19 protein-coding genes and 1 pseudogene are annotated in these 19,263 nt (G+C 73.7%); 13 read left to right on the forward strand and 7 right to left on the reverse strand.

The features are described from left to right. Positions 1-53: 53 nt before the first annotated feature. Complete coding sequence (locus tag Prum_RS43915) at positions 54-890, forward strand: PPOX class F420-dependent oxidoreductase (protein WP_173084971.1); 837 nt, start codon at positions 54-56, stop codon at positions 888-890. Between the two features lie 689 nt (positions 891-1,579). On the opposite strand, the gene Prum_RS43920 is transcribed toward Prum_RS43915, so the two are convergent. Together Prum_RS43920 and Prum_RS43925 are read right to left on the reverse strand one after the other, a co-directional pair. Next, on the reverse strand, positions 1,580-2,605 hold the full coding sequence (locus Prum_RS43920; RefSeq protein WP_173084972.1) for a sensor histidine kinase: 1,026 nt from the start codon (positions 2,603-2,605) through the stop codon (positions 1,580-1,582). Positions 2,606-2,648: 43 nt separating this feature from the next. Continuing rightward, on the reverse strand, positions 2,649-2,999 hold the full coding sequence (locus Prum_RS43925) for a DUF1801 domain-containing protein (protein ID WP_173084974.1): 351 nt from the start codon (positions 2,997-2,999) through the stop codon (positions 2,649-2,651). Between the two features lie 70 nt (positions 3,000-3,069). Here Prum_RS43925 and Prum_RS43930 point away from each other — a divergent pair, with 70 nt between their 5' ends. Then, complete coding sequence (locus Prum_RS43930) at positions 3,070-3,528, forward strand: DUF1203 domain-containing protein (protein WP_173084976.1); 459 nt, start codon at positions 3,070-3,072, stop codon at positions 3,526-3,528. 4 nt (positions 3,529-3,532) lie between these two features. On the opposite strand, the gene Prum_RS43935 is transcribed toward Prum_RS43930, so the two are convergent. After that, positions 3,533-4,357: an NAD(P)H-binding protein gene (locus Prum_RS43935; protein WP_173084978.1), complete on the reverse strand. Its 825-nt coding sequence runs from the start codon at positions 4,355-4,357 to the stop codon at positions 3,533-3,535. A gap of 62 nt (positions 4,358-4,419) precedes the next feature. Here Prum_RS43935 and Prum_RS43940 point away from each other — a divergent pair, with 62 nt between their 5' ends. Next, positions 4,420-5,484, forward strand: a complete 1,065-nt coding sequence (locus Prum_RS43940; protein WP_173084980.1) for a helix-turn-helix transcriptional regulator — start codon at positions 4,420-4,422, stop codon at positions 5,482-5,484. 74 nt (positions 5,485-5,558) lie between these two features. Here the strand turns inward: Prum_RS43940 and Prum_RS53055 are convergent, their stop codons facing one another. Genes Prum_RS53055 through Prum_RS43955 form a run of 3 tightly spaced genes read right to left on the reverse strand, consistent with a single transcriptional unit; the run spans position 5,559 to position 8,892 of the window. Next, complete coding sequence (locus Prum_RS53055; RefSeq protein ID WP_308785460.1) at positions 5,559-6,941, reverse strand: FtsX-like permease family protein; 1,383 nt, start codon at positions 6,939-6,941, stop codon at positions 5,559-5,561. Next, a complete protein-coding gene (locus Prum_RS48945; RefSeq protein ID WP_178132697.1) occupies positions 6,842-8,137 on the reverse strand; it encodes an ABC transporter permease in 1,296 nt (431 codons plus the stop codon). The genes Prum_RS53055 and Prum_RS48945 overlap by 100 nt, the downstream gene beginning before the upstream one ends. Next, positions 8,119-8,892, reverse strand: a complete 774-nt coding sequence (locus Prum_RS43955) for an ABC transporter ATP-binding protein (RefSeq protein ID WP_173084984.1) — start codon at positions 8,890-8,892, stop codon at positions 8,119-8,121. The genes Prum_RS48945 and Prum_RS43955 overlap by 19 nt, the downstream gene beginning before the upstream one ends. Before the next feature lie 99 nt (positions 8,893-8,991). Between Prum_RS43955 and Prum_RS43960 the strand changes: the two genes are divergently transcribed. The 8 genes from Prum_RS43960 to Prum_RS43990 all read left to right on the forward strand — a co-directional run bounded on the left by Prum_RS43960 (position 8,992) and on the right by Prum_RS43990 (position 17,452). After that, positions 8,992-9,576: a response regulator transcription factor gene (locus tag Prum_RS43960; RefSeq protein ID WP_173084986.1), complete on the forward strand. Its 585-nt coding sequence runs from the start codon at positions 8,992-8,994 to the stop codon at positions 9,574-9,576. Positions 9,577-9,702: 126 nt separating this feature from the next. Further along, the gene (lanKC, locus tag Prum_RS43965) at positions 9,703-12,288 is read left to right on the forward strand and encodes a class III lanthionine synthetase LanKC (protein ID WP_371871427.1); all 2,586 of its coding nucleotides are present in this window, start codon (positions 9,703-9,705) and stop codon (positions 12,286-12,288) included. Positions 12,289-12,303: 15 nt separating this feature from the next. After that, positions 12,304-12,456, forward strand: coding sequence for a SapB/AmfS family lanthipeptide (locus Prum_RS43970; protein ID WP_173086458.1), 153 nt, complete (start codon positions 12,304-12,306; stop codon positions 12,454-12,456). 82 nt (positions 12,457-12,538) lie between these two features. Continuing rightward, positions 12,539-14,173, forward strand: a complete 1,635-nt coding sequence (locus tag Prum_RS43975; protein WP_173084991.1) for an ABC transporter ATP-binding protein — start codon at positions 12,539-12,541, stop codon at positions 14,171-14,173. Then, complete coding sequence (locus Prum_RS43980) at positions 14,170-15,654, forward strand: ATP-binding cassette domain-containing protein (protein WP_246278739.1); 1,485 nt, start codon at positions 14,170-14,172, stop codon at positions 15,652-15,654. Before Prum_RS43975 ends, Prum_RS43980 begins: the two co-directional genes overlap by 4 nt. Then, complete coding sequence (locus Prum_RS53060) at positions 15,570-15,821, forward strand: hypothetical protein (protein ID WP_246278740.1); 252 nt, start codon at positions 15,570-15,572, stop codon at positions 15,819-15,821. Before Prum_RS43980 ends, Prum_RS53060 begins: the two co-directional genes overlap by 85 nt. A 10-nt stretch (positions 15,822-15,831) precedes the next feature. Next, on the forward strand, positions 15,832-16,974 hold the full coding sequence (locus Prum_RS43985; RefSeq protein ID WP_173084993.1) for an acyl-CoA dehydrogenase family protein: 1,143 nt from the start codon (positions 15,832-15,834) through the stop codon (positions 16,972-16,974). A gap of 19 nt (positions 16,975-16,993) precedes the next feature. Then, positions 16,994-17,452: an Lrp/AsnC family transcriptional regulator gene (locus Prum_RS43990; protein ID WP_173084995.1), complete on the forward strand. Its 459-nt coding sequence runs from the start codon at positions 16,994-16,996 to the stop codon at positions 17,450-17,452. On the opposite strand, the pseudogene Prum_RS43995 reads toward Prum_RS43990, so the two are convergent. Then, a pseudogene (locus Prum_RS43995) lies at positions 17,430-17,989 on the reverse strand (histidine phosphatase family protein). The gene Prum_RS43990 and the pseudogene Prum_RS43995 overlap by 23 nt on opposite strands. 476 nt (positions 17,990-18,465) lie before the next feature. Between Prum_RS43995 and Prum_RS44000 the strand changes: the two are divergent. Beyond that, the gene (locus tag Prum_RS44000; protein WP_173085002.1) at positions 18,466-18,792 is read left to right on the forward strand and encodes an ArsR/SmtB family transcription factor; all 327 of its coding nucleotides are present in this window, start codon (positions 18,466-18,468) and stop codon (positions 18,790-18,792) included. Next, the gene (locus Prum_RS44005) at positions 18,789-19,253 is read left to right on the forward strand and encodes an SRPBCC family protein (RefSeq protein ID WP_173085004.1); all 465 of its coding nucleotides are present in this window, start codon (positions 18,789-18,791) and stop codon (positions 19,251-19,253) included. The genes Prum_RS44000 and Prum_RS44005 overlap by 4 nt, the downstream gene beginning before the upstream one ends. Positions 19,254-19,263: the final 10 nt, after the last annotated feature.

Consider the following 19,263-nt stretch of genomic DNA (forward strand, 5'->3'; position numbering starts at 1 on the left):
GTGAGCCACCATAGACGCTGTCACACATCGCGGCTGCCCCTCGTCCCCACCGCATGACTAAGAATCCCTTCCTCGTCACGGTGACGCTGCTCGGCGGGCTCCTGCTCACGGCCACGGCGGTGTGGTGCCTGTCGGCGCCCGGCTCGTTCGCGGACTTCGTGGATTTTCCGCGGCATGAGCACTTCGTGCACGACCTCGGCGCGTTCCAGCTGGGCCTCGGTGTGGCGCTGCTGCTCGCGTTGATCTGGGCGGACGCGTTGGCGACCGCGCTGTGCGGGTTCCTGGCCGCGAACGCGGTGCACGCCGCCAACCACTTCGCCGACCTGGACATCGGCGGCCGCACCGCAGACGCCTGGGCGATCCTGCTCGCCGCGCTGGTCACCGCCGGTGCGCTGTGGGTACGCCTGCGCGAACTGGGCTACGTCGTCGGCGCGGTGACGGTGGCGACCAGCCCGGCGCTGGCGCCGTTCGTACGGCAGAAGACCGTGCGGCTCACCACGTACCGGCGGGACGGGCGGCCCGGCGCCAGCCCGGTCAGCATCGCGGTGGAGGGCGACCACGCGTACGTGCGCAGCTTCGAGAAGTCGCTCAAGACCCGCCGGCTGCGCCGCGACCCCCGCGTGGAGGTCGCCTCGTCCACCGCCCGCGGGCGGGTGACCGGCCCCGCCGTACCCGCCCGGATGCGCCTGCTGCGCGGTGCCGAGGCCCGGCACGCCGCCCGCATACTGACCGCCAAGCATCCGCTGCTGCACGGCGTACTGGTCCCGTTGACGCACCGCCTGGCCCGCGCGAAGACCGGCCACACCGTCCACTTCGTCCTCGAACCGGACCCGTCCCGGTCCGCGCCCCCGTCGGCGGCCGGGGTCCCCGCGTCCGCCGTAGGCGCCTAGCCGGCCGCGCGTGCCTGGACCGTCGATCCTCGCCGCTCCGCGTCGATCAAGGGCTATGCCGTCGATCAAGGGCGAACGGCCGTGGTTTGATCTCTTTTCCACGACCGTTTGCCCTTGATCGGCGCAAAAGTCCTTGATCGACGCGCGCGGCCGGGGCGGTGTGGGGCGGAGCGGGCGCGGGTTGCTTGGCCGCTGGGCCTGGGCATCCTTGCCGGTGAGAGAGCGCGCTGGCCAAGATCCTCGCAATGTCGGGGAACGTGCTGCCTCAGCGCGCCTCGGAAGCAGCAATGTCCCCGACATTGCGGCTGCCCCGGTAGGCGCCGGCCAGGCTCGGGAGCGCCCTGCGGGCCCTCGCCGCCCCGGCCCGCCCGCCCCAGCGTCCGCAATCGCCCTGGGGACAGGGCTGGCCCAGCCTTCGGGGCACTTCGCGCGTCAACACCCCGGCACTCCCGAGCGCCCCACCCGGCCGTGCCGATCAAGGACTTTTGCGCCGATCAAGGGCAAACGGTCGTGGAAAAGAGATCAAAGCACGACCATATGCCCTTGATCGACGCGGCGGGGTGGGCGGCGGGGTGGGCGGCGGGGTGCGCGGCGGGGTGCGCGGCGGGGCGCGCGGCGGGGCGCGCGCCCCGCCGCGCGGCGGGGCGCGCGGCGGGGAGCGAGGGGAGGGGAGCGAGGGGAGGGGTGGGTTACGGGGTGGGGAGGTGGACTACGAAGCGGCAGCCTTGCTGGATGTTGTGTACGGCCACCCGGCCGCCGTGGGCCTCGACCAGGCCGCGCACGATCGCCAACCCCAGCCCGCCGGCCGCGCCGCCATCGTCGCCATCGCCGTCGGGCGTGGTGCGGGGGGTGCGCGCCCGCTCGCCCCGGAACGCCACGTCGAACACGCGCGGCAGGTCGGCCTCGGGGATGCCGCCGCAGGTGTCGGCGACCGCCAGCCAGACGCCGTCCCGGTCGCGGCCGCCGCTGACCCGGACGGTGCCGTCCTCGGGGGTGTAGCGGACGGCGTTGAGCAGGAGGTTCGCCACGACGCGGCTGAGTTCCGGCTCGCTGGCGCTGACGGTGGGCCAGCCGGACTCGGCGGCGACGAGCCGGATCCGCCGGGCCTGGGCGATCGGGGTGGTCACGGCGACGGCGTCGGAGACGACCTCGCCCAGCGGGACGGTGGACAGCGACAGCCGCAGCGCGCCGGCGTTGATCCGGGACAGCTCGAACAGGTCGTCCACCAGCCGGGTCATCCGGTCAGTTTCCACCCGGATGCGCCGGTGGTATTCGCCGACCGTGTCCGGGTCGTGCACGACCTGGTCCTCCAGTGCCTCGGCCATCGCGCGCAGGCCGGCGAGCGGTGTCCGCAGGTCGTGCGAGACCCAGGCGACGAGGTCGCGGCGGCCCTTCTCGACCTGGCGTTCGCGGTCGCGGGCCTGGTCCGCCCAGACCGCGGCGGCGGCGAGCCGGTGGCCGAAGAGCCAGCCGACGCCGAGGCTGACGGCGGCCGCGGCCGACACGGTGATCAGCACGACGCGCAGGTCGTGGGCGTTCAGGAACATCGCCAGCGCCACCGCGGTCACGGCGGCGACCACGCTGAGCACGGTCAGGGTCAGCAGCACCAGGATGTGCGCCGTGATCGACCGGCCGCGCAGCAGGCGCAGGGTCAGCGCGCCGGCGAGGCCGATGACGAGCGCCGCGGCGAGCGCGTACCCGAAGATCGCCGCCATGCTGGCAGCGTATCCGCGGCCTGGCGCCGCGCGGGGTGTGGATCTATTGCGAGGCGCTTACGGCCGCGACCATCAGCGCCCGCAGCTCCGGCCGGTCCAGGTCGGCCTCGCCGCGGATCTTCACGTGCCGGTGCACCTTGCCGGCGCCCTCCAGCAGACCGGCGGGGTCGGGCAGGCCGACACCGCGGGCGATGCCGAGCGTGACGTGCGCGCGCTGCGGCGTGACGACGAAGACGAGCCCCCGGTAGCCGCGGCCGGCGCCGAAGCCGATGTTGTCGGCGTCGGCGGTGACGACCGCGTCGGGGAACACGTCCAGCGCCAGCGTGCACGCGCGCCGCGCCAGCGCGGCGATCCCGGGCGCCCGCGCCGCGAGCACCTTCTCCACCTCGTCCATAGCACGGACTATGCACCGCGAGGTCCGAATCCCGCCAGCAATCGCGGCACGGACCGGCCACCGTGGAGGGATGACCATGCGGATTCACGCGCTGCCCGCCGAGGTTCTTGATCGGGTACGCGCCGGCGGAGTCGACGTCTCGGGCCACCCCGTCGAGCGCACCGTAGCAGCCGGCGGCGAACCGCTGCGGTGCTGCCTGCGCGACGCGGAGGCCGGCGAGCGGCTGCTCCTGTTCGGATACGAGCCACCGCTGCCGCCCAGCCCGTACCGGGAGGTCGGGCCGGTGTTCGCGCACGCCGAGCCGTGCGCCGGCCCGGCCGCCACGGACGCCTACCCGGCCGGCTGGTACGGCCGCCGGCAGGTGCTGCGGGCGTACGACAAGCGCGGCTGGATCCACGAGTCCACCCGGGTGCACGACGGCTCGGATCCGGAGGCGGCGATCGCCGCGATCCTCGCCGAGCCCGACGTCGTGCAGGTGCACAGCCGCAACGTCGCGTACGGCTGCTTCATGTTCGCGATCACCCGGTGAAGCGTCACCCGGTGAAGGCGGCCGCGTTCTCGCGTACCCATTGGGCGAATGTCCGGGCCGGGCGGCCGGTGACCTGCTCGACGGTGGGCAGGACGGTGTAGCCCGCCGCCGGCGGGTTGGTCCGCATCCGGAGGAAGAACGCGATGTCGTCCGGACCGTAGCCGGCGTCGCTCCACTGGGCGACGATCTCGTCCTGGGTGAGCTCGACGTACCGCACCTCGCGGCCGAGCACGTCGGCCATGATCCGCACCTTCTCCGGCGGGGTGAGCGCCTGCGGGCCGGTCAGCCAGTACTCCTTTCCGGCGTGGCCGTCGGTGGTGAGCGCGGTGGCGGCGACGGCGGCGATGTCCGCCTCGTGGATCATCGCGCTCCTCGCCCCGGCGAACCCCTCGCGGACGACGCCCTCGGTGCGCACCGACTCGGCCCACTCCAGCGCGTTGGACATGAACTCGACCGGCGCCAGGTAGGTCCACGCCAGGTCGCTGGCCTCGATCGCCACCTCCAGCGCGGTCTTCTCCTGCTCGCCCTTGAGTAGGGTCACCCGGCGTACGCCGGCCGTGGTGGCCAGGTCGACGATCTGCTCGCCGTTGGCCAGCGGGGAGAAGTCGGCCCCGTCGAAGCCGATCAGGTGGGCGGCGTCGACCCCGGCGAACGCCGCGGCCAGGCTCCCGGTGTCGGCCAGGTTGCCGGCCACCACCTCGGCACCGGCGGGCAGGGCGGCCTTGGCGGGGTCGCGGGTGAGGGCCCGGACCCGGTGCCCGGCGGCCAGGAGCTGCTGGAGGAGGGGACGGCCTACGGTGCCGGTCGCGCCGGCGACAAGAATCGTCATGCCCCGACGCTAGGAGGGATCGCGGTCAACTCCTGTCCGCGATCGGTGGGAGACTCGCAAGCGTGTTGGAGACCTCGGCCCGGCTGCTGCGCATGCTGACGCTGCTGCAGGCGCACCGGGACTGGTCGGGCGCGGACCTGGCCGGGCGGCTCGGGGTGAGCCCGCGGACGGTGCGGCGGGACGTGGACAAGCTGCGCCTGCTCGGGTACCCGATCGACGCGATCGGCGGCGTCGGCGGTGGCTACCGGCTGGGCGCGGGCGCCGCGCTGCCGCCGCTGCTGCTCGACGACGAGGAGGCGGTCGCGGTGGCGGTCGGTCTGCGTACGGCAGCCGCGGGTGCGGTCACCGGCATCGCGGAGACGTCGGTGCGGGCCCTGGCCAAGCTCGACCAGGTGCTGCCGGCGCGGCTGCGGCACCAGGTCGGCACGCTCAGCTCGGCCGTGGTCACCATGCCGATGCTCGGCCCCACCATCGACCCGGCGGTGCTGACCGCGATCGCGGCGGCGGTGCGGGACCGGCAGCGGCTGCGGTTCGACTACACCCCGGCGGAGGGCGCGGCGGGCGTCCGCGACGTCGAGCCGTACCGGCTGGTCCAGAGTGGACGGCGGTGGTACCTGGTCGGCTGGGACACCGGCCGGTCGGACTGGCGCACGTTCCGGGTGGACCGCATCGCGCTGCGCGTGCCCGGCGGGCCCCGCTTCGCCCCGCGGCCGCTGCCCGCCGAGGACCTGGCCGCGTACGTGGCGCTGGGCGTCACCACCCACCAGTACCGCTACCAGGCGGTGCTCACCATGCACGGCCCGGCGCAGGCGGTGGCCGACGAGGTGCCGCCCACCATCGGCGTGGTCGAGCCGATCGACGCGCACACCTGCACGCTGCGCATCGGCTCGGACAGCCTGGACCAACTGGCCGTATGGGTCGCCGCGTTCGGCTTCGAGTTCGAGATCCGAGAGCCGCCCGAGCTGGTGGCGCACCTGCGGACGCTGACTGCTCGTTTGCAGCGGGCTGTCGGGGTCGCGGTGGGGGTTTCCGGGGCAGGGCGAGCTGCGAAGCCCGTCAGGCTTGATGTCTTCGCATCTCGCCCTGCCCCGGAAACCCTGACCTGGTCAGGTTTGGGGCCGGGGTGACTCGCGAAGACATCAAGCCTGACGGGCTTCGCGAGGCACCCCGGCCCCCAAACCAGAACTAACCTCAACCCCGATCATTCATAAGCGATAGCACGCAACACGTTGAGCCGAGCCGCCCGCCAAGCCGGCAACAACGAGGCGAGCACCCCCGCGACAACAGCCACAACCACGAAGATCGCCAAACTCACCCAAGGAATCGCGATCGTGGTGAGGAAGTCGCGGTCGATGAGTGCCGCCGAGACCGCCGCGCCCAGGCTGACGCCGACCAGGATGCCGAGCAGGCAGCCGAACACCGCCATCACCACGGATTCGGTGCCCACCATGCGCATGACGCCACGCCGGTTGAGCCCGACCGCGCGCAGCAAGCCCAGCTCGCGGGTGCGCTCGTAGATGCTCAGCAGCAGGGTGTTGAGGATGCCGAGCAGCGCGATGACGATCGCGACGCCGAGCAGCACGTAGATGATGCCGAGCGCGATGTCGACGAAGCTGTTGAACTGGTCCAGCAGGCTGGACCGGTCGCCGACCGTCACCAGCGGGAAGTCGGCCATGATCTCTTCGATCTGGGCGACCGCCGCCTGGGTGTCGGTGCCGTCGGCGACGTCGATGAAGCCCTGGAACGCCAGCGGGCCGTCGAAGTTGGCCACCGCCGACTTCGGCAGCACCATCGAGTCGGTCCAGATCGGCGTGGCGGCGTACACGCCGACCAGCTTGTACGGCTGCTCGCCGCCCTTGGCCAGCTCGACCGGCACGGACTCGCCGACCGCCCACCCGCGCGACTTGACGGTGTTTTCGTCCGCGGCGAACTCGCCCGGGCCGAGCACGCGTAGCTCGCCGTCGATCGTCTCCATGGCGAACACGTCCCGGGTGACCGCGAGGTCGTCGACGGCGAACAGGCCGCCGAACGGCGGGCCCTGCCCGTCGACCCGGGCGTCGAAGGCCGGGTAGAACGGCACCGCCCGCTGGACGCCGGGCAGCGCGCGCACCTTGTCCAGGGCCGCGTCGGAGAAGCCGATGGTGCCGTCGGGTGGCCCGGCGTTGGTGTTCGTCTGGATGATGATCTCGGCGCCGACCGTGGCGTTGATGGTGTCGTTGATCGTCTTGGTGAAGGACGCGCCCAGCACGCTGGCCGCGCTGACCAGGGTCACCCCGATCATCAGCGCCGCCGCGGTGACGGCGGTGCGGCGCGGGTTGCGCAGGGCGTTGCGCACGCCGAGGCGCCCGCTCATGCCCCAGCCGACGGCCCGGCCGATCAGCCCGGCGAGCGGGCGGGTCAGCAGCGGTGACAGCAGCGTCACGCCGAGGAACACCAGCCCGACCCCGAGCAGGAGCAGGGGCAGGGTGAGGCCGCCGATCCCGGTCAGCGCCGCGGTGACCAGGGCCGCGCCGGGCACGGCGAGGGCGGCGCCCACGATGGACAGCGTGCGCAGCGGCTTGTCGGGCCGGGCGATCTCGCGCATCGCGGCCAGCGGCGGGACCGCGGACGCCCGGATCGCCGGGATGAGCGCGGACAGCACGGTGACCAGGACGCCCACCAGGTACGCGAGGATGATCGGGGTGGCCCGACGGTCACGCCGGCCCCGGGCAGTTGGGCGCCGATCAGCGAGGTGAGGGCGGCGCTGCCGGCCACGCCCAGCCCGATGCCGGCGAGCAGGCCGAGGGTGGAGCCGACCACGCCGACGATGATCGCCTCGACCAGCACCGAGCCGGTCACCTGCCGCCAGCTCGCGCCCATCGCCCGGAACAGGGCCAACTCCTGGGCGCGTTGGGCGACCACGATGTTGAACGTGTTGAAGATCAGGAAGACGCCGACGATGAGCGCGACGATCGCGAACGGCCCGAAGAAGTACGTGGTGAGCTGGGACAGCCCTTCCTGTACCGCGTTGGCCTGGTCCTCGTTGGCCTGCTCGCCGGTCTTCGCCTCGAACCCGGTCGGCACCAGCGGCGCCGCCTGGGTACGCAGCTCCTCCTGGGACACGCCGTCGCGGGCGGCCAGGTACGCCCCGGAGAACAGCCCCTCGGCGCCGTAGAAGGTCCGCTGGGCGAACGGCTCGGTGAACAGCACCAGCGTCTCGCCGGCCAGCGAGTCCCGGTCGCCGCTGTAGGCGACCAGGCCGACCACGCTGAACTCGCGTGCCTCGTTGACCTCCGGCAGGTAGACCTTGAGCCGGTCGCCGACCGCCGCGTGGGACTGCTCGGCGGTGTACCGCGACAGCACCAGCTCGGTGTCGGACGCCGGCCACCGGCCCTCGTCGAGCTCGACCAGCGCGAACGGGTCGTCGCCGGTGACGCCGCCGCCGATCTGCGGGGCGCCGGAGGTGGTCACCGGGTCGCCGTCGCGCACGTCGAACGGGATCACGCCGAAAGCGCTCACGTCGCCGGAGACGGCTCGGGCGCCGGGCAGCGCGGCCATCTGGTCGATCTGTGCCTGGGTCAGGCGTGGCTGCGGCTCCTCGTCGGCGGCGTCCTCGGTGAGCGCCACCTGGACGTCGACGTTCTGGTTGATGGAGCGGAACAGGGTCTCGAAGCGCGCGCCCAGCGAGTCGGTCAGCACGAACGCGCCGGACAGGAACGACACGCCGAGGATGATCGCGACGATCGCGAGGGTCAGCCGGAGCTTGCGCGACAGCAGGCTCTTCAGGCTCGCCCGCAGCATCTACTCGCCCCCGCCGTCACGTCGAGGTGCTTGAGCTTTTCCAGTACCAACTCGGCGGTCGGCTCGCGCATCTCGTCGACGATCTGGCCGTCGACCAGGAAGATCACGCGGTCCGCGTACGACGCGGCGCCCGGGTCGTGGGTGACCATGACGATGGTCTGGCCGAAGTCGCGCACGGAGTTGCGCAGGAAGCCGAGCACCTCGGCGCCGGAGCGGGAGTCGAGGTTGCCGGTGGGCTCGTCGGCGAAGACCACGTCGGGCCGGGAGACCAGCGCGCGGGCGCAGGCGACGCGCTGCTGCTGGCCGCCGGACAGCTGGCTGGGGCGGTGGCCGAGGCGGTCGCCGAGGTTGACCGTGTCGATGACGGTCTTGTACCAGTCGGGATCCGGCTTGCGGCCGGCGATCGAGAGCGGGAGCAGGACGTTTTCCTCGGCGGTCAGCGTCGGCAGCAGGTTGAACTGCTGGAAGACGAAGCCGACCCGGTCGCGCCGCAGCTTCGTCAGGCCGCTGTCACCCAGCCGGGTGACCTCGGTGTCGCCGATGAAGATCTGCCCGCGGTTGACCGTGTCGAGGCCGGCCAGGCAGTGCATCAGCGTCGACTTGCCCGAGCCGGACGGCCCCATGATGGCGGTGAAGCGGCTGCGTTCCAGCTCGACGTTTACCCCGCGCAGGGCGATGACCTGGGCCTCGCCGCTGCCATATACCTTCCACGCGTCGACCGCTCGGGCCGCGATATCCGTGGTTGTTGTCGTCATGCCACACACCGTAAAGGTCCGGGCCGACACTTCCCTCGTTCTTGAGGAGGGTCCCACGATCGACGAGCGGATGACATCGACCTGTGTTAGAGAAGGAGCGTGATCCGGACATTGCTCGCTCTCGATGGCGCGTTGGTGCGGGGCGCCCTCGCGTTCATCCTGTCCGAACATGACGACATCGACGTGGTGGGGGAGGTCGGCGTCGTTCAGGCCCTTCCCCAACAGATCCGGTCGCGGCGGCCCGATGTGGTGGTGGCCGACGCCAGCACCTTTGAGATCATCAAGGGTCGGCTGTCCTGCCCGGCGCTGGTGCTGGCCTCCGCGCGGCAGGCCCGCGCGGTCGCCACGGCCGTCCGGAACCAGGATCACCCGTGCGGCCTGCTGGGTGAGCAGGTGGCGCCGCAGCGGGTGGTCGACGGGGTGCGCCGGCTGGCCCGCGGCGAGCCGGTCGTGGACGCCACCCTGGTCGTGGCCGCGCTGCACCAGCCCAGCCCGCTGACCGAGCGGGAGGTCGAGGTCCTGCAGGTCGCGGCGACCGGCCATCCGGCCAAGGAGATCGCCGCGCGGCTAAGCCTCTCGCCCGGCACGGTCCGCAACTACCTGGCCCGGGTCGTGACAAAGGTGGGTGCCCGCACCCGCGTCGAGGCGGTCCGCAAGGCCCGGGAAGCGGGCTGGATCCTGTAAGCGACCCTATCGGCGCACTAGGCAATGCCACCTGGGGTGTGTGAATTACCCACCCGTAACCAACGCCTTCCTCACGCGACAGTCGTGACGCCGGGCACTATGATGCCCATCGATATCCCAGGCACGATGGGCCGCGTGGACGACCGATACGAAGCGTTCTGCATGGCGGACCCCCTGTTCTACGACGTGCTGCACGCCGCCAAGAAGAGCCCCTTCCGCACCGCCGACCGCCCGCTCGCCGCCGGGTGGGAGCGCCGCGAGCAGGACGACTGGTACGTCTTCCGGTCCGGCCGCCCGGGACTGCCCGTCCAGGGCTGGAAGATCCACGTGTCCGCCTGCCTGGACAACGCCGACCGGGTGCTGGACGCCGTGTGGGACTACTGCGTGCCGCGCGGTGTCGACTTCAAGTTCCTGCGCTCGCCGGCGGCGCTGCTGGCCCGGGTCTCCAAGTACGCCCCGCGCGGCTACAGCGGCAAGCTCGTCACGATCTACCCGGTCGACGACGCCGCCTGCGCGACGGTGCTGGACGAGCTCGGCGCACTGCTGGACGGCGAGCCCGGCCCGTATATCCTGTCCGACCTGCGCTGGGGCGCCGGCCCGCTGCACGTGCGCTACGGCGCCTTCGCCAGCCGGTACTGCGTCGGGCCGGCCGGGCAGGTCGTCCCGGCGATCGCGGACGCCACCGGCACGCTGGTCCCGGACCGGCGCGACCCGGTCTTCCACCTGCCCGACTGGGTGACGCTGCCGGACTTCCTCGCGCCGCACCTGGCCGCCCGCAACGCGGTCAACGTCGCCGACCTGCCGTACGAGATCGAGCGGGTGCTGCACTTCTCCAACGGCGGCGGCATCTACGCCGGGCGGGACAAGCGCACCGGCGCCGCGGTGGTGCTCAAGGAGGGCCGGCCGCACGCCGGGCTCGACGCCCGCGGCGACGACGCGGTCCGCCGGGTCGAGCGGGAGTACGCCGTGCTGCGCCGCCTGGCCGGCGTGCCCGGCATCCCCGCCGCGTACGACCTGTTCTGGGTCGGGGAGCACCGCTTCCTGGCGATGGAGCACGTCGAGGGCGAGCCGCTGAGCCGCGCGATCGTGCGGCGGTACCCGCTCACCGACGTGACCGCCGGCCCCGCCGAGGCCGCCGCGTACGCGCAGTGGGCCCAGGACGTGCATAGCCAAGTGGCGCAAACCCTGGACGGCATCCACGAACGCGGCATCGTCTACGGCGACCTGCACCTGTTCAACGTCATGGTGCGCGAGGACGGCGGCACCGCGCTGCTGGACTTCGAGGTCGCCACCCCGGTCGAGGAGGCCACCCGGCCGGCGCTGGGCAACCAGGGCTTCAGCCCGCCGCGCGGCACCGTCGGCCTCGACGTCGACCGGTACGGCCTGGCCTGCCTGCGCCTGGCGCTCTTCCTGCCGATGACGACCATGCTGTGGCTGCACCGCCCCAAGGCCCACCACCACGCCCAGGTCATCGCCGAGCACTTCCCCGTGCCGCCCGAGTTCGCCGCCGAAGCCGCCGACGTGATCGCCCCGGACCAAGCGCCGCCACCGCCGATGGCCGCGGACTGGCCCACCCTGCGCGCCGACCTGGCCCGCGCGATCGTGGCCAGCGCCACGCCCGACCGGGACGACCGGCTCTTCCCCGGCGACATCCAGCAGTTCGCGGCCGGCGGGCTCGGTCTGGCGTACGGCGCGGCCGGGGTGCTCTACGCCCTCGCGGCCACCGGCGCCGGCCGCCACCCGCACCTGGAGCGGTGGCTGCTGGCCCGGGTCCGCAAGCCGGCCAGCGGCACCCGTCCCGGCCTGTACGACGGCCTGCACGGCGCCGCGTTCGCGCTGCACCACCTCGGCCACCGGCAGGACGCCCTCGACACGGTCGACAAGTGCCTGCGGGAGGGCTGGCGCTCGCTCGGCCTGGACCTGCACGGCGGCCTGGCCGGAATCGGCCTCAACCTGCTGCACCTCGCCGACCACACCGGCGAACCGGCGCTGCGGGTCGCCGCCCACGAGGCGGCCGCCCTCGTCGCCGAACGACTGGGCACAGTGGACTCCGTCCCGGAGATCAGCGGCCGGGAAAACCCGTACGCCGGGCTCATGCGCGGCTCGTCCGGACCGGCCCTGCTGCTGCTGCGCGCGTACGACGACAGCGGCGATCCCGCGTACCTCGACCGCGCCGCGGTGGCCCTGCGCCAGGACCTGCGCCGCTGCGTGGTCCGCGACAACGGCGTCCGGCACGTCAACGAGGGCTGGCGCACGCTGCCGTACCTGGACGTCGGCAGCGTCGGCATCGGGCTGGTGCTGGACGAGTACCTGGCCCGCCGCGACGACGAGGAGCTCGCGGCGGCGGTCTCCGGCATCGAACTGGCCGCTCAGTCCACGATGTACGTCCTACCCGGACTGTTCACCGGCCGCGCCGGCATCCTGCTCTACCTGGCCGGCCGCAGCGCCGATGCGGCCACCGACCCGCTGGTCGCGGGGCAGGTGCGCGGGCTGGCCTGGCACGCCCTGCCGTACGCGGACGGCACCGCCTTCCCCGGCACCGCCCTGATGCGCCTGTCGATGGACCTCGCGACCGGCACGGCCGGCGTGCTGCTGGCCCTCGGCGCCGCACTGCACACCGAGCCCGTCCACGCGCCCCTGCTGTACCCCGGTACCAGGGCGCCACAGTCGCCCGCGCCGACCGGCGCGGGTCAGGTAACCCCACACCCCTAAGAGGAGGTGTCCACCATGGCACTGCTCGACCTGCAGGGCATGGAGACCCCGGTGACGGAACTCGCCGCCGACAGCAGCAACAGCAAGCACAGCTGTGGCGGCAGCGAACTGTCCGTCACCCTGTGCGAGGGCGAGAGCGACCTGAGCGCGCTGCTCTGCCAGCACTGATCCGCAACACCTCGGTGGAGGAAGCCGCGGTCCCGGACGAATGTCGGTCGCCCGGGACCGCGGCCGCTGGCAAGGAGTCTAGGTGATCCGCAGAGGCCGGCCGTGGCTGCCGATCGTCGCCGCCACCGCCCTGTTCGGCACGGCCACCACCCTCGCCCTGCCCGCCGTGCTGGGCCGCGCCGTCGACGCCATCGTGGCCGGCACCGGCACCACCCGGTGGCTCACCCTCGCGTGTGCACTGATCGTGCTCGGGATGGCGACCGACCTGGCCGGGGCGTACGCGAACGCCGCGTGCACCGCCGGCGCCACCGCCTGGCTGCGCGACCGCCTCGTCCGGCACACCCTCGCCATCGGCCCGGCCGGCGCCGCCCGCTTCGACACCGGCGACCTCGTCAGCCGGGTCTCCGGCAACGCCGCCGACGCCGCCCAGGCCGGCCCGAGCGCCGTCGCGGCCGCCACCGCTCTGCTCCCGCCGGCCGGCGCCCTCGTGCTGCTCGCCGCCATCGACCCGTGGCTGGCCGGCACGCTCCTGGCCGGGCTCGCGCTGGTCGGCGCGGTGCTGCGGGCGTTCACCCGGCAGACGGCGGCGGCCGTGTCCGGGTACCAGCGCGCGCAGGGCCGGATCGCCGCCCGGCTCGCCGAGGCCCTCGCCGGCGCCCGCACCATCGCCGCCGCCGGCACCGCCGACCGCGAGGAGCGCCGGATCCTCGAACCGCTTTCCGACCTGCGCCGCCACGGCGCCGACACCTGGCGGGTCCTGGCCCGGGCCAGCGGACAGGCCGCCGCCGCCGGGCCGCTGGTGCTGGTCGCCGTCCTCGCCGCGGGCGGGCTCGCCCTCGTGGACGGCCGGATCACCGCCGGCGAGCTGTTCGCCGCCAGCCGGTACGCCGCGATCGGCGCCGGCCTCGGCAGCCTCACCGGCGTGCTCGGCCGGCTGGCCCGGTCCCGGGCCGGCGCCCGCCGCGCCGGCGAGGTCCTCGCCGTCCCCGCCGTCCAGCATGGACACCACGACCTGCCGGACGGGCCGGGGACGCTGGAGTTCCACGGCGTCACCGCCCGCGCCGCGGACGGCGCCGTGCTGCTCGACGGCGTCGACCTGACCGTGCCCGGCGGCGCGCTGGCCGCAGTGGTCGGCCGCTCCGGCGCCGGCAAGTCGGTGCTCGCCGCGCTGGCCGCCCGGCTGCGCGACCCGGACGCCGGCCGGGTGCTGCTCGACGGCGTCCCCTTGGGCGCGCTTCGCCACCGGGCGCTGCGGGCCGCGGTCGGCTGCGCGTTCGAGCGCCCGGTCCTGGTCGGCGGGACGGTCGCCGACGCCATCGGGCTCGGCCTTGCCCGCGACCGGGTACGCGCCGCCGCCCGCGCCGCGGCCGCGCACGACTTCGTCAGCCGCCTCCCCGAGGGCTACGACACCCCGCTCGCCGACGCCCCGATGTCCGGCGGCGAGGCGCAGCGGCTGGGCCTGGCCCGCGCGTGGCCCGCCGAGCGGCTCCTGGTGCTCGACGACGCGACGTCGAGTGTGGACACGGCGACGGAGGTACGCATCGGGTCCGCGCTCACCGGTGCGGGTGCTGGGCGTACCAGATTGGTGGTCACGCACCGGGCCGCGACCGCCGCACGGTCCGATGTGGTCGTCTGGCTGGCGGATGGTCGGGTGCGGGCCGTGGGCCCGCACGCGGCACTGTGGACGGACGCCGCGTACCGGGAGGTGTTCGCGTGAAACGCGAACTGCGGTACGGGCTGGCGGCGCTGCCGCGGCGGCCGGTGCTGGCCCTGGTGGCGTGGTCGGTGCCGGAGGCGCTGCCGGCGGCGGTCCTCGGCGTGGCCGTGGCGCGGGCCGTGGACGACGGGTTCCTGGCCGGGCGGCCGCTGGTCGGCCTGGCCTGGCTGGCCGCGCTGCTGGCGGCCGGCGCGGTCGGCGCGGCCGGGGCGCGGCAGGTGTTCCGGCGGCTGGGGGAGGTGGTCGAGCCGTTCCGCGACGACCTGGTCCGGCTGGTGGTGGGCGGCGCGCTGCGGCGGGCCGTGGCGGGCCGGCCGGACGACGGCGCGGTGGCCCGGCTGACCCGGCAGGTGGAGATCGTGCGGGACACCTACGCCGGCCTGATCGTGGTGTGCCGGGGCTTCCTGGTGACGGTGGTGGGCGCTGTGCTGGGGCTGCTGGCCGTCGCGCCGGCGGTGGTGCCGCTGATCCTGCCGCCGTTCGCGCTCGGGTGCGGGCTGTTCGTGGCGACGCTCGGGGTGGCCGCGGGCCGGCAGCGCGCCGCGGTCCGGGCGGACGAGCGGCTCGCCGCCGCCGCGGGCGGGGTGCTGGCCGGCGTCCGGGACGTGGTGGCCCGGGGCGCCGAGGAGCACGCCGCGCGGCTGGTCGCCGGCCCGGTCGCCGAGCAGGCGGCGGCCGAACGGGCCCTGGCCGGGGTGGCCGCGCTGCGCACGCTGTGCTTCGCGGTGGGCGGCTGGCTGCCGCTGGTCGCGGTGCTGGCCGCCGGACCGTGGCTGTCCGCCCGGGGCGTGAGCGCCGGCGCCGTCATGGGCGGGCTGACGTACGTCCTGTTCGGACTCCAGCCGGCCCTCAACCGCCTCTTCTCCGGCCTCGGCGGCAGCGGCCTGCGGTACGTGGTCACCCTGGGCCGGCTGCTGGACGCCGCATCCGAGCCGGCGCCGGCGATCGCGGTGCCGCGCGGCCCTGGCGTGACGCTGCGCGGGGTGACGTTCGCGTACGGGCCGCACGCCGAGCCGGTGCTGCGCGGGCTGGACCTCGACGTGCCCGGCGGCGACCACCTGGCCGTGGTGGGGCCGAGCGGGATCGGCAAGTCCACACTGGCCGCTCTGGTGTGCGGGCTGCTGCGCCCGGCCGCCGGCACGGTGCGCGCCGCGGAGCGGGTCCTCATCCCGCAGGAGGCGTACGTCTTCACCGGCACCGTGCGCGACAACCTCGCCTACCTGTGGCCGTCCGCGACGGCGTCCCACATCGAGCGGGCGGCGGCGGACGTCGGCGCGGCGTCCCTTGTGCAGCGGCTCGGCGGGCTCGACGCGACGCTCGACCCGGCGGCGCTGTCCGCGGGGAGCGGCAGCTGCTCGCGCTGGCCCGGGCGTACCTGTCGCCGGCACCGGTGGCCGTGCTCGACGAGGCCACCTGCCACCTCGACCCGGCGGCCGAGCGGCGCGCCGAGGAGGCGTTCGCGGCCCGGCCCGGCACCTTGATCGTGATCGCGCACCGGATCAGCTCGGCGCTGCGCGCCCGCCGGGTGCTCGTGCTCGACGGCGCCGGCGTCGCGCTCGGCGACCACGCCACCCTGCTGGCCACCTCGCCGCTGTACCGGGACCTGGTTGGGCATTGGGGCCTACGCGCACTCCCTAACGTTCGTTAAGCTAGGGGGCATGGAACGTCTGCTGCCCACCGATTTCCCCGGGGCTGACACAGCCTACGACCTGCTCGACCTGACCCGCGAGCTGGCCGACCGCGAGCTGGCGCCCCGGGTGGCGGACTTCGAGGAGCGCGGCCAGTTCCCGCGCGCGGTGATCCGCACCCTCGGCCGGGCCGGCCTGCTGGGCCTGCCGTACCCGGAGGAGCACGGCGGCGCCGGCCAGCCGTACGAGGTCTACCTGCAGGTGCTGGAGATCCTCGCCAGCCGGTGGCTGGCCGTCGCGGAGGCGGTCAGCGTGCACACCCTGTCCTGCTTCCCGGTGTACGCCTACGGCGGCGAGCAGCTGCGCAAACTGCTCCCCGACATGCTCGGCGGTGAGCTGCTCGGCGCGTACTGCCTGTCCGAGCCGCAGGGCGGGTCCGACGCCGCGTCCCTGGCCACGAAGGCCACCCACGAGGGCGAGGAGTACGTCGTCACCGGCACCAAGGCGTGGATCACGCACGCCGGACAGGCCGACTTCTACAACATCTTCTGCCGCACCGGCGGGCCCGGCCCGGCGGGCATCTCCTGCCTGCTCGCCGACGCGGCCACGCCCGGCATCGTGCCCCAGGCGGCGGAGCGGACCATGGGCCTGCGCTCCTCCCCGGTCGCCCAGATCGCGTTCGACGGCGCCCGGATCCCCGCCGACCGGCTCGTCGGCGCCGAGGGGGAGGGCTTCAAGATCGCGATGCAGGCGCTGGACTCCGGCCGGCTCGGCATCGCCGCCTGCGCGGTCGGCCTGGCCCAGGCGGCCCTCGACTACGCCGTCGGGTACGCCCGTGAACGGGAGCAGTTCGGCCGCTCCATCCTGGAGTACCAGGGGTTGCGCTTCATGCTCGCCGACGCCGCGACCGGGATCTCCGCGGCGCGGGCGCTCACCCTGGCCGCCGCCCGGCTGCGCGACGCCGGCCGCCCGTACTCGATCGAGGCCGCCAAGGCCAAGCTCTTCGCCACCGACATGGCGATGCGGGTCACCACCGACGCGGTGCAGGTGCTCGGCGGCTACGGGTACGTCACCGACCACCCCGTCGAGCGGTACATGCGCGAGGCCAAGGTGCTCCAGATCGTCGAGGGCACCAACCAGATCCAGCGCCTGGTCATCTCCCGCGGCCTGTGACCGGTGTAGTTTTCTCGCCGTGGAGGAGATCGACCGCGCCATCGTCGCGGCCCTGACCGCGGACGGCCGGCTGTCGTACACCGACCTCGCCGAAAAGGTGGGCCTGTCGGTGTCGGCCGCACACCAGCGGGTGCGCCGGCTGGAGCAGCGCGGCGTCATCAAGGGGTACGGCGCCCACGTCTCGTACGAGGCGCTCGAGCTGCCGCTGACCGCGTTCGTGGCCATCCGGCCGTTCGATCCCTCCCAGCCCGACGACGCGCCCGAGCGGCTGGCCCACCTGCCCGAGATCGACTCCTGCTACTCGGTCGCGGGGGAGGACTTCTACCTGCTGCTCGTCCGGGTGGGCAGCCCGACCGACCTGGAACGGCTGCTGCAGGAGATCCGCACCGCCGCCAACGTCACCACCCGCACCACCGTGGTGCTGTCCACGCCGTACGAGGGGCGGCCGCCCCGGATCACGAGTTCCACGCTTGGATGACGCGGCGCCCGTGCTCGTACCCGAGCACCGACACCGTCGCCGTGTCCAGCCGCAGCCGGCCCCCGCCCGCCGCGGGCAGCTCGATCCACCGGGCGCCCGCCACCCGCAGGGCGTGGCCGTGCGCGACGAGCGCCACGTCCCCGCCGTGGCCGGCCGCCTTGGCCAGCACCCGGTCCAGGCGCGCGCCCACCTGCTCCGGTGACTCGCCGCCGGGGCAGCCGTCGGTCCACAGGTTCCACTGCGGGTCCAGGGTCCGGTGGATCTGTTCGGTGGTGATCCCCTCGTACTCCCGTAGTTCCACTCGACGAGGTCGTCGTCCACCTCGGTCACCGCGAGGCCGGCCAGCTCCGCGGTGCGCAGCGCCCGCTTGCGCGGGCTGCAGATCACCGCCGCGAAGGACCGGCCGGCCAGGCGCTCACCGGCCGCGCGCGCCTGGCGCTCCCCGTCGGGTGTCAGGTCGATGTCCGTGTACGACGTGTGCCGGTGAGCCGCGCTCCACTCGGTCTCCCCATGCCGCACCAGAACGATCTCCACCATGCCCCCCAGTCAACCAGACCCCACTAACCCAGCCTCCTAGGACGCCGTAGCGGCAGTGCCCCCGGCCACGCACCCAGCAGGGGACCGCCATATCGCCGCACGCCGCCGCGCCGCGCCCGCGTCCCTTTCCGCCTCGGGCACAGGGACGTTGCCGCCGATCAAGGGCAAACGGTCGTGCTTCGATCTCTAATCCGCGACCGTTTGCCCTTGATCGGCGCCGCTTTCCTTGATCGCTGCGCGTCGCGGGCCACCTCACGCCCCGCGGGCGCGGTGCGCGCTTGGCGTGGCCTACGTCGTGTTGATCAGGGAGCGGCTCTCTCGGCGCGCCGCAACACGCCAGAGGTACTCCCTGATCAACCGGGGAGAGGCTGGGCGGTGGGTACGCTGCGCGGCCGGGCGGGTTGACAGGGCGCCGGGGTGAGGGGCATATTCAACCTATAAGTTGATTAACCGAGCGGTTGAGAAAGGCGGCGACGGTGGACCGGCTGAGCGAGGTGTTCAGCGCCTTGGCCGATCCGACGCGGCGGGCGATCCTGGCCCGGCTGGCGCAGGGCGAGGCGACGGTCAACCAGCTCGCCGAGCCGTTCCCGATCAGCCTGCAGGCCGTCTCGAAGCACCTGAAGGTGCTGGAGCGGGCCGGGTTGATCAGCCGCGGCAAGGAGGCGCAGTGGCGGCCGTGCCGCCTGGACGCGGACCCCTTGCGCGAGGTGGCCGTGTGGGTCGCCGGGTATGAGCGTTTCTGGGAGCAGCGGTACGACCAGCTTGGGGAGTACCTGCGGCAGTTGCAGAAGGAGGAGAGATGAGCGACAACCTGACGGTGACCCTGCCGTCCGACCTGGAGATCAAGATGGTCCGGGTGTTCGACGCGCCGCGCGAGCTCGTGTTCGAGGCGCACGCCAAGGTCGAGCACGTCAAGCACTGGTGGGGGCGGGGCAACCCGCTGGACTGCGAGATGGACTTCCGTCCGGGCGGCACCTACCGCTTCGTCGAGCACGCGCCGGACGGCGACTACGCGTTCCGGGGTGAGTACCGGGAGATCAGGGCGCCGGAGCTGATCGTGCAGACCTTCGAGTTCGAGGGCATGCCCGGCCACGTGTGCGTGGAGACGCTGGAGCTGACCGAGGAGGGCGGCAAGACGACCGTCACCAGCGTCACCCGGTTCGACACGAAGGAGGACCGCGACGGCATGGTGTCCTCCGGCATGGAGGTCGGCGCCCGCGAGTCGTACGAGGCCCTGGCCGCGTACCTGGCGAAGCTCTCCTGAAGCCGAGGAG

It is taken from the genome of Phytohabitans rumicis, from assembly GCF_011764445.1.
Classification (GTDB): domain Bacteria; phylum Actinomycetota; class Actinomycetes; order Mycobacteriales; family Micromonosporaceae; genus Phytohabitans; species Phytohabitans rumicis.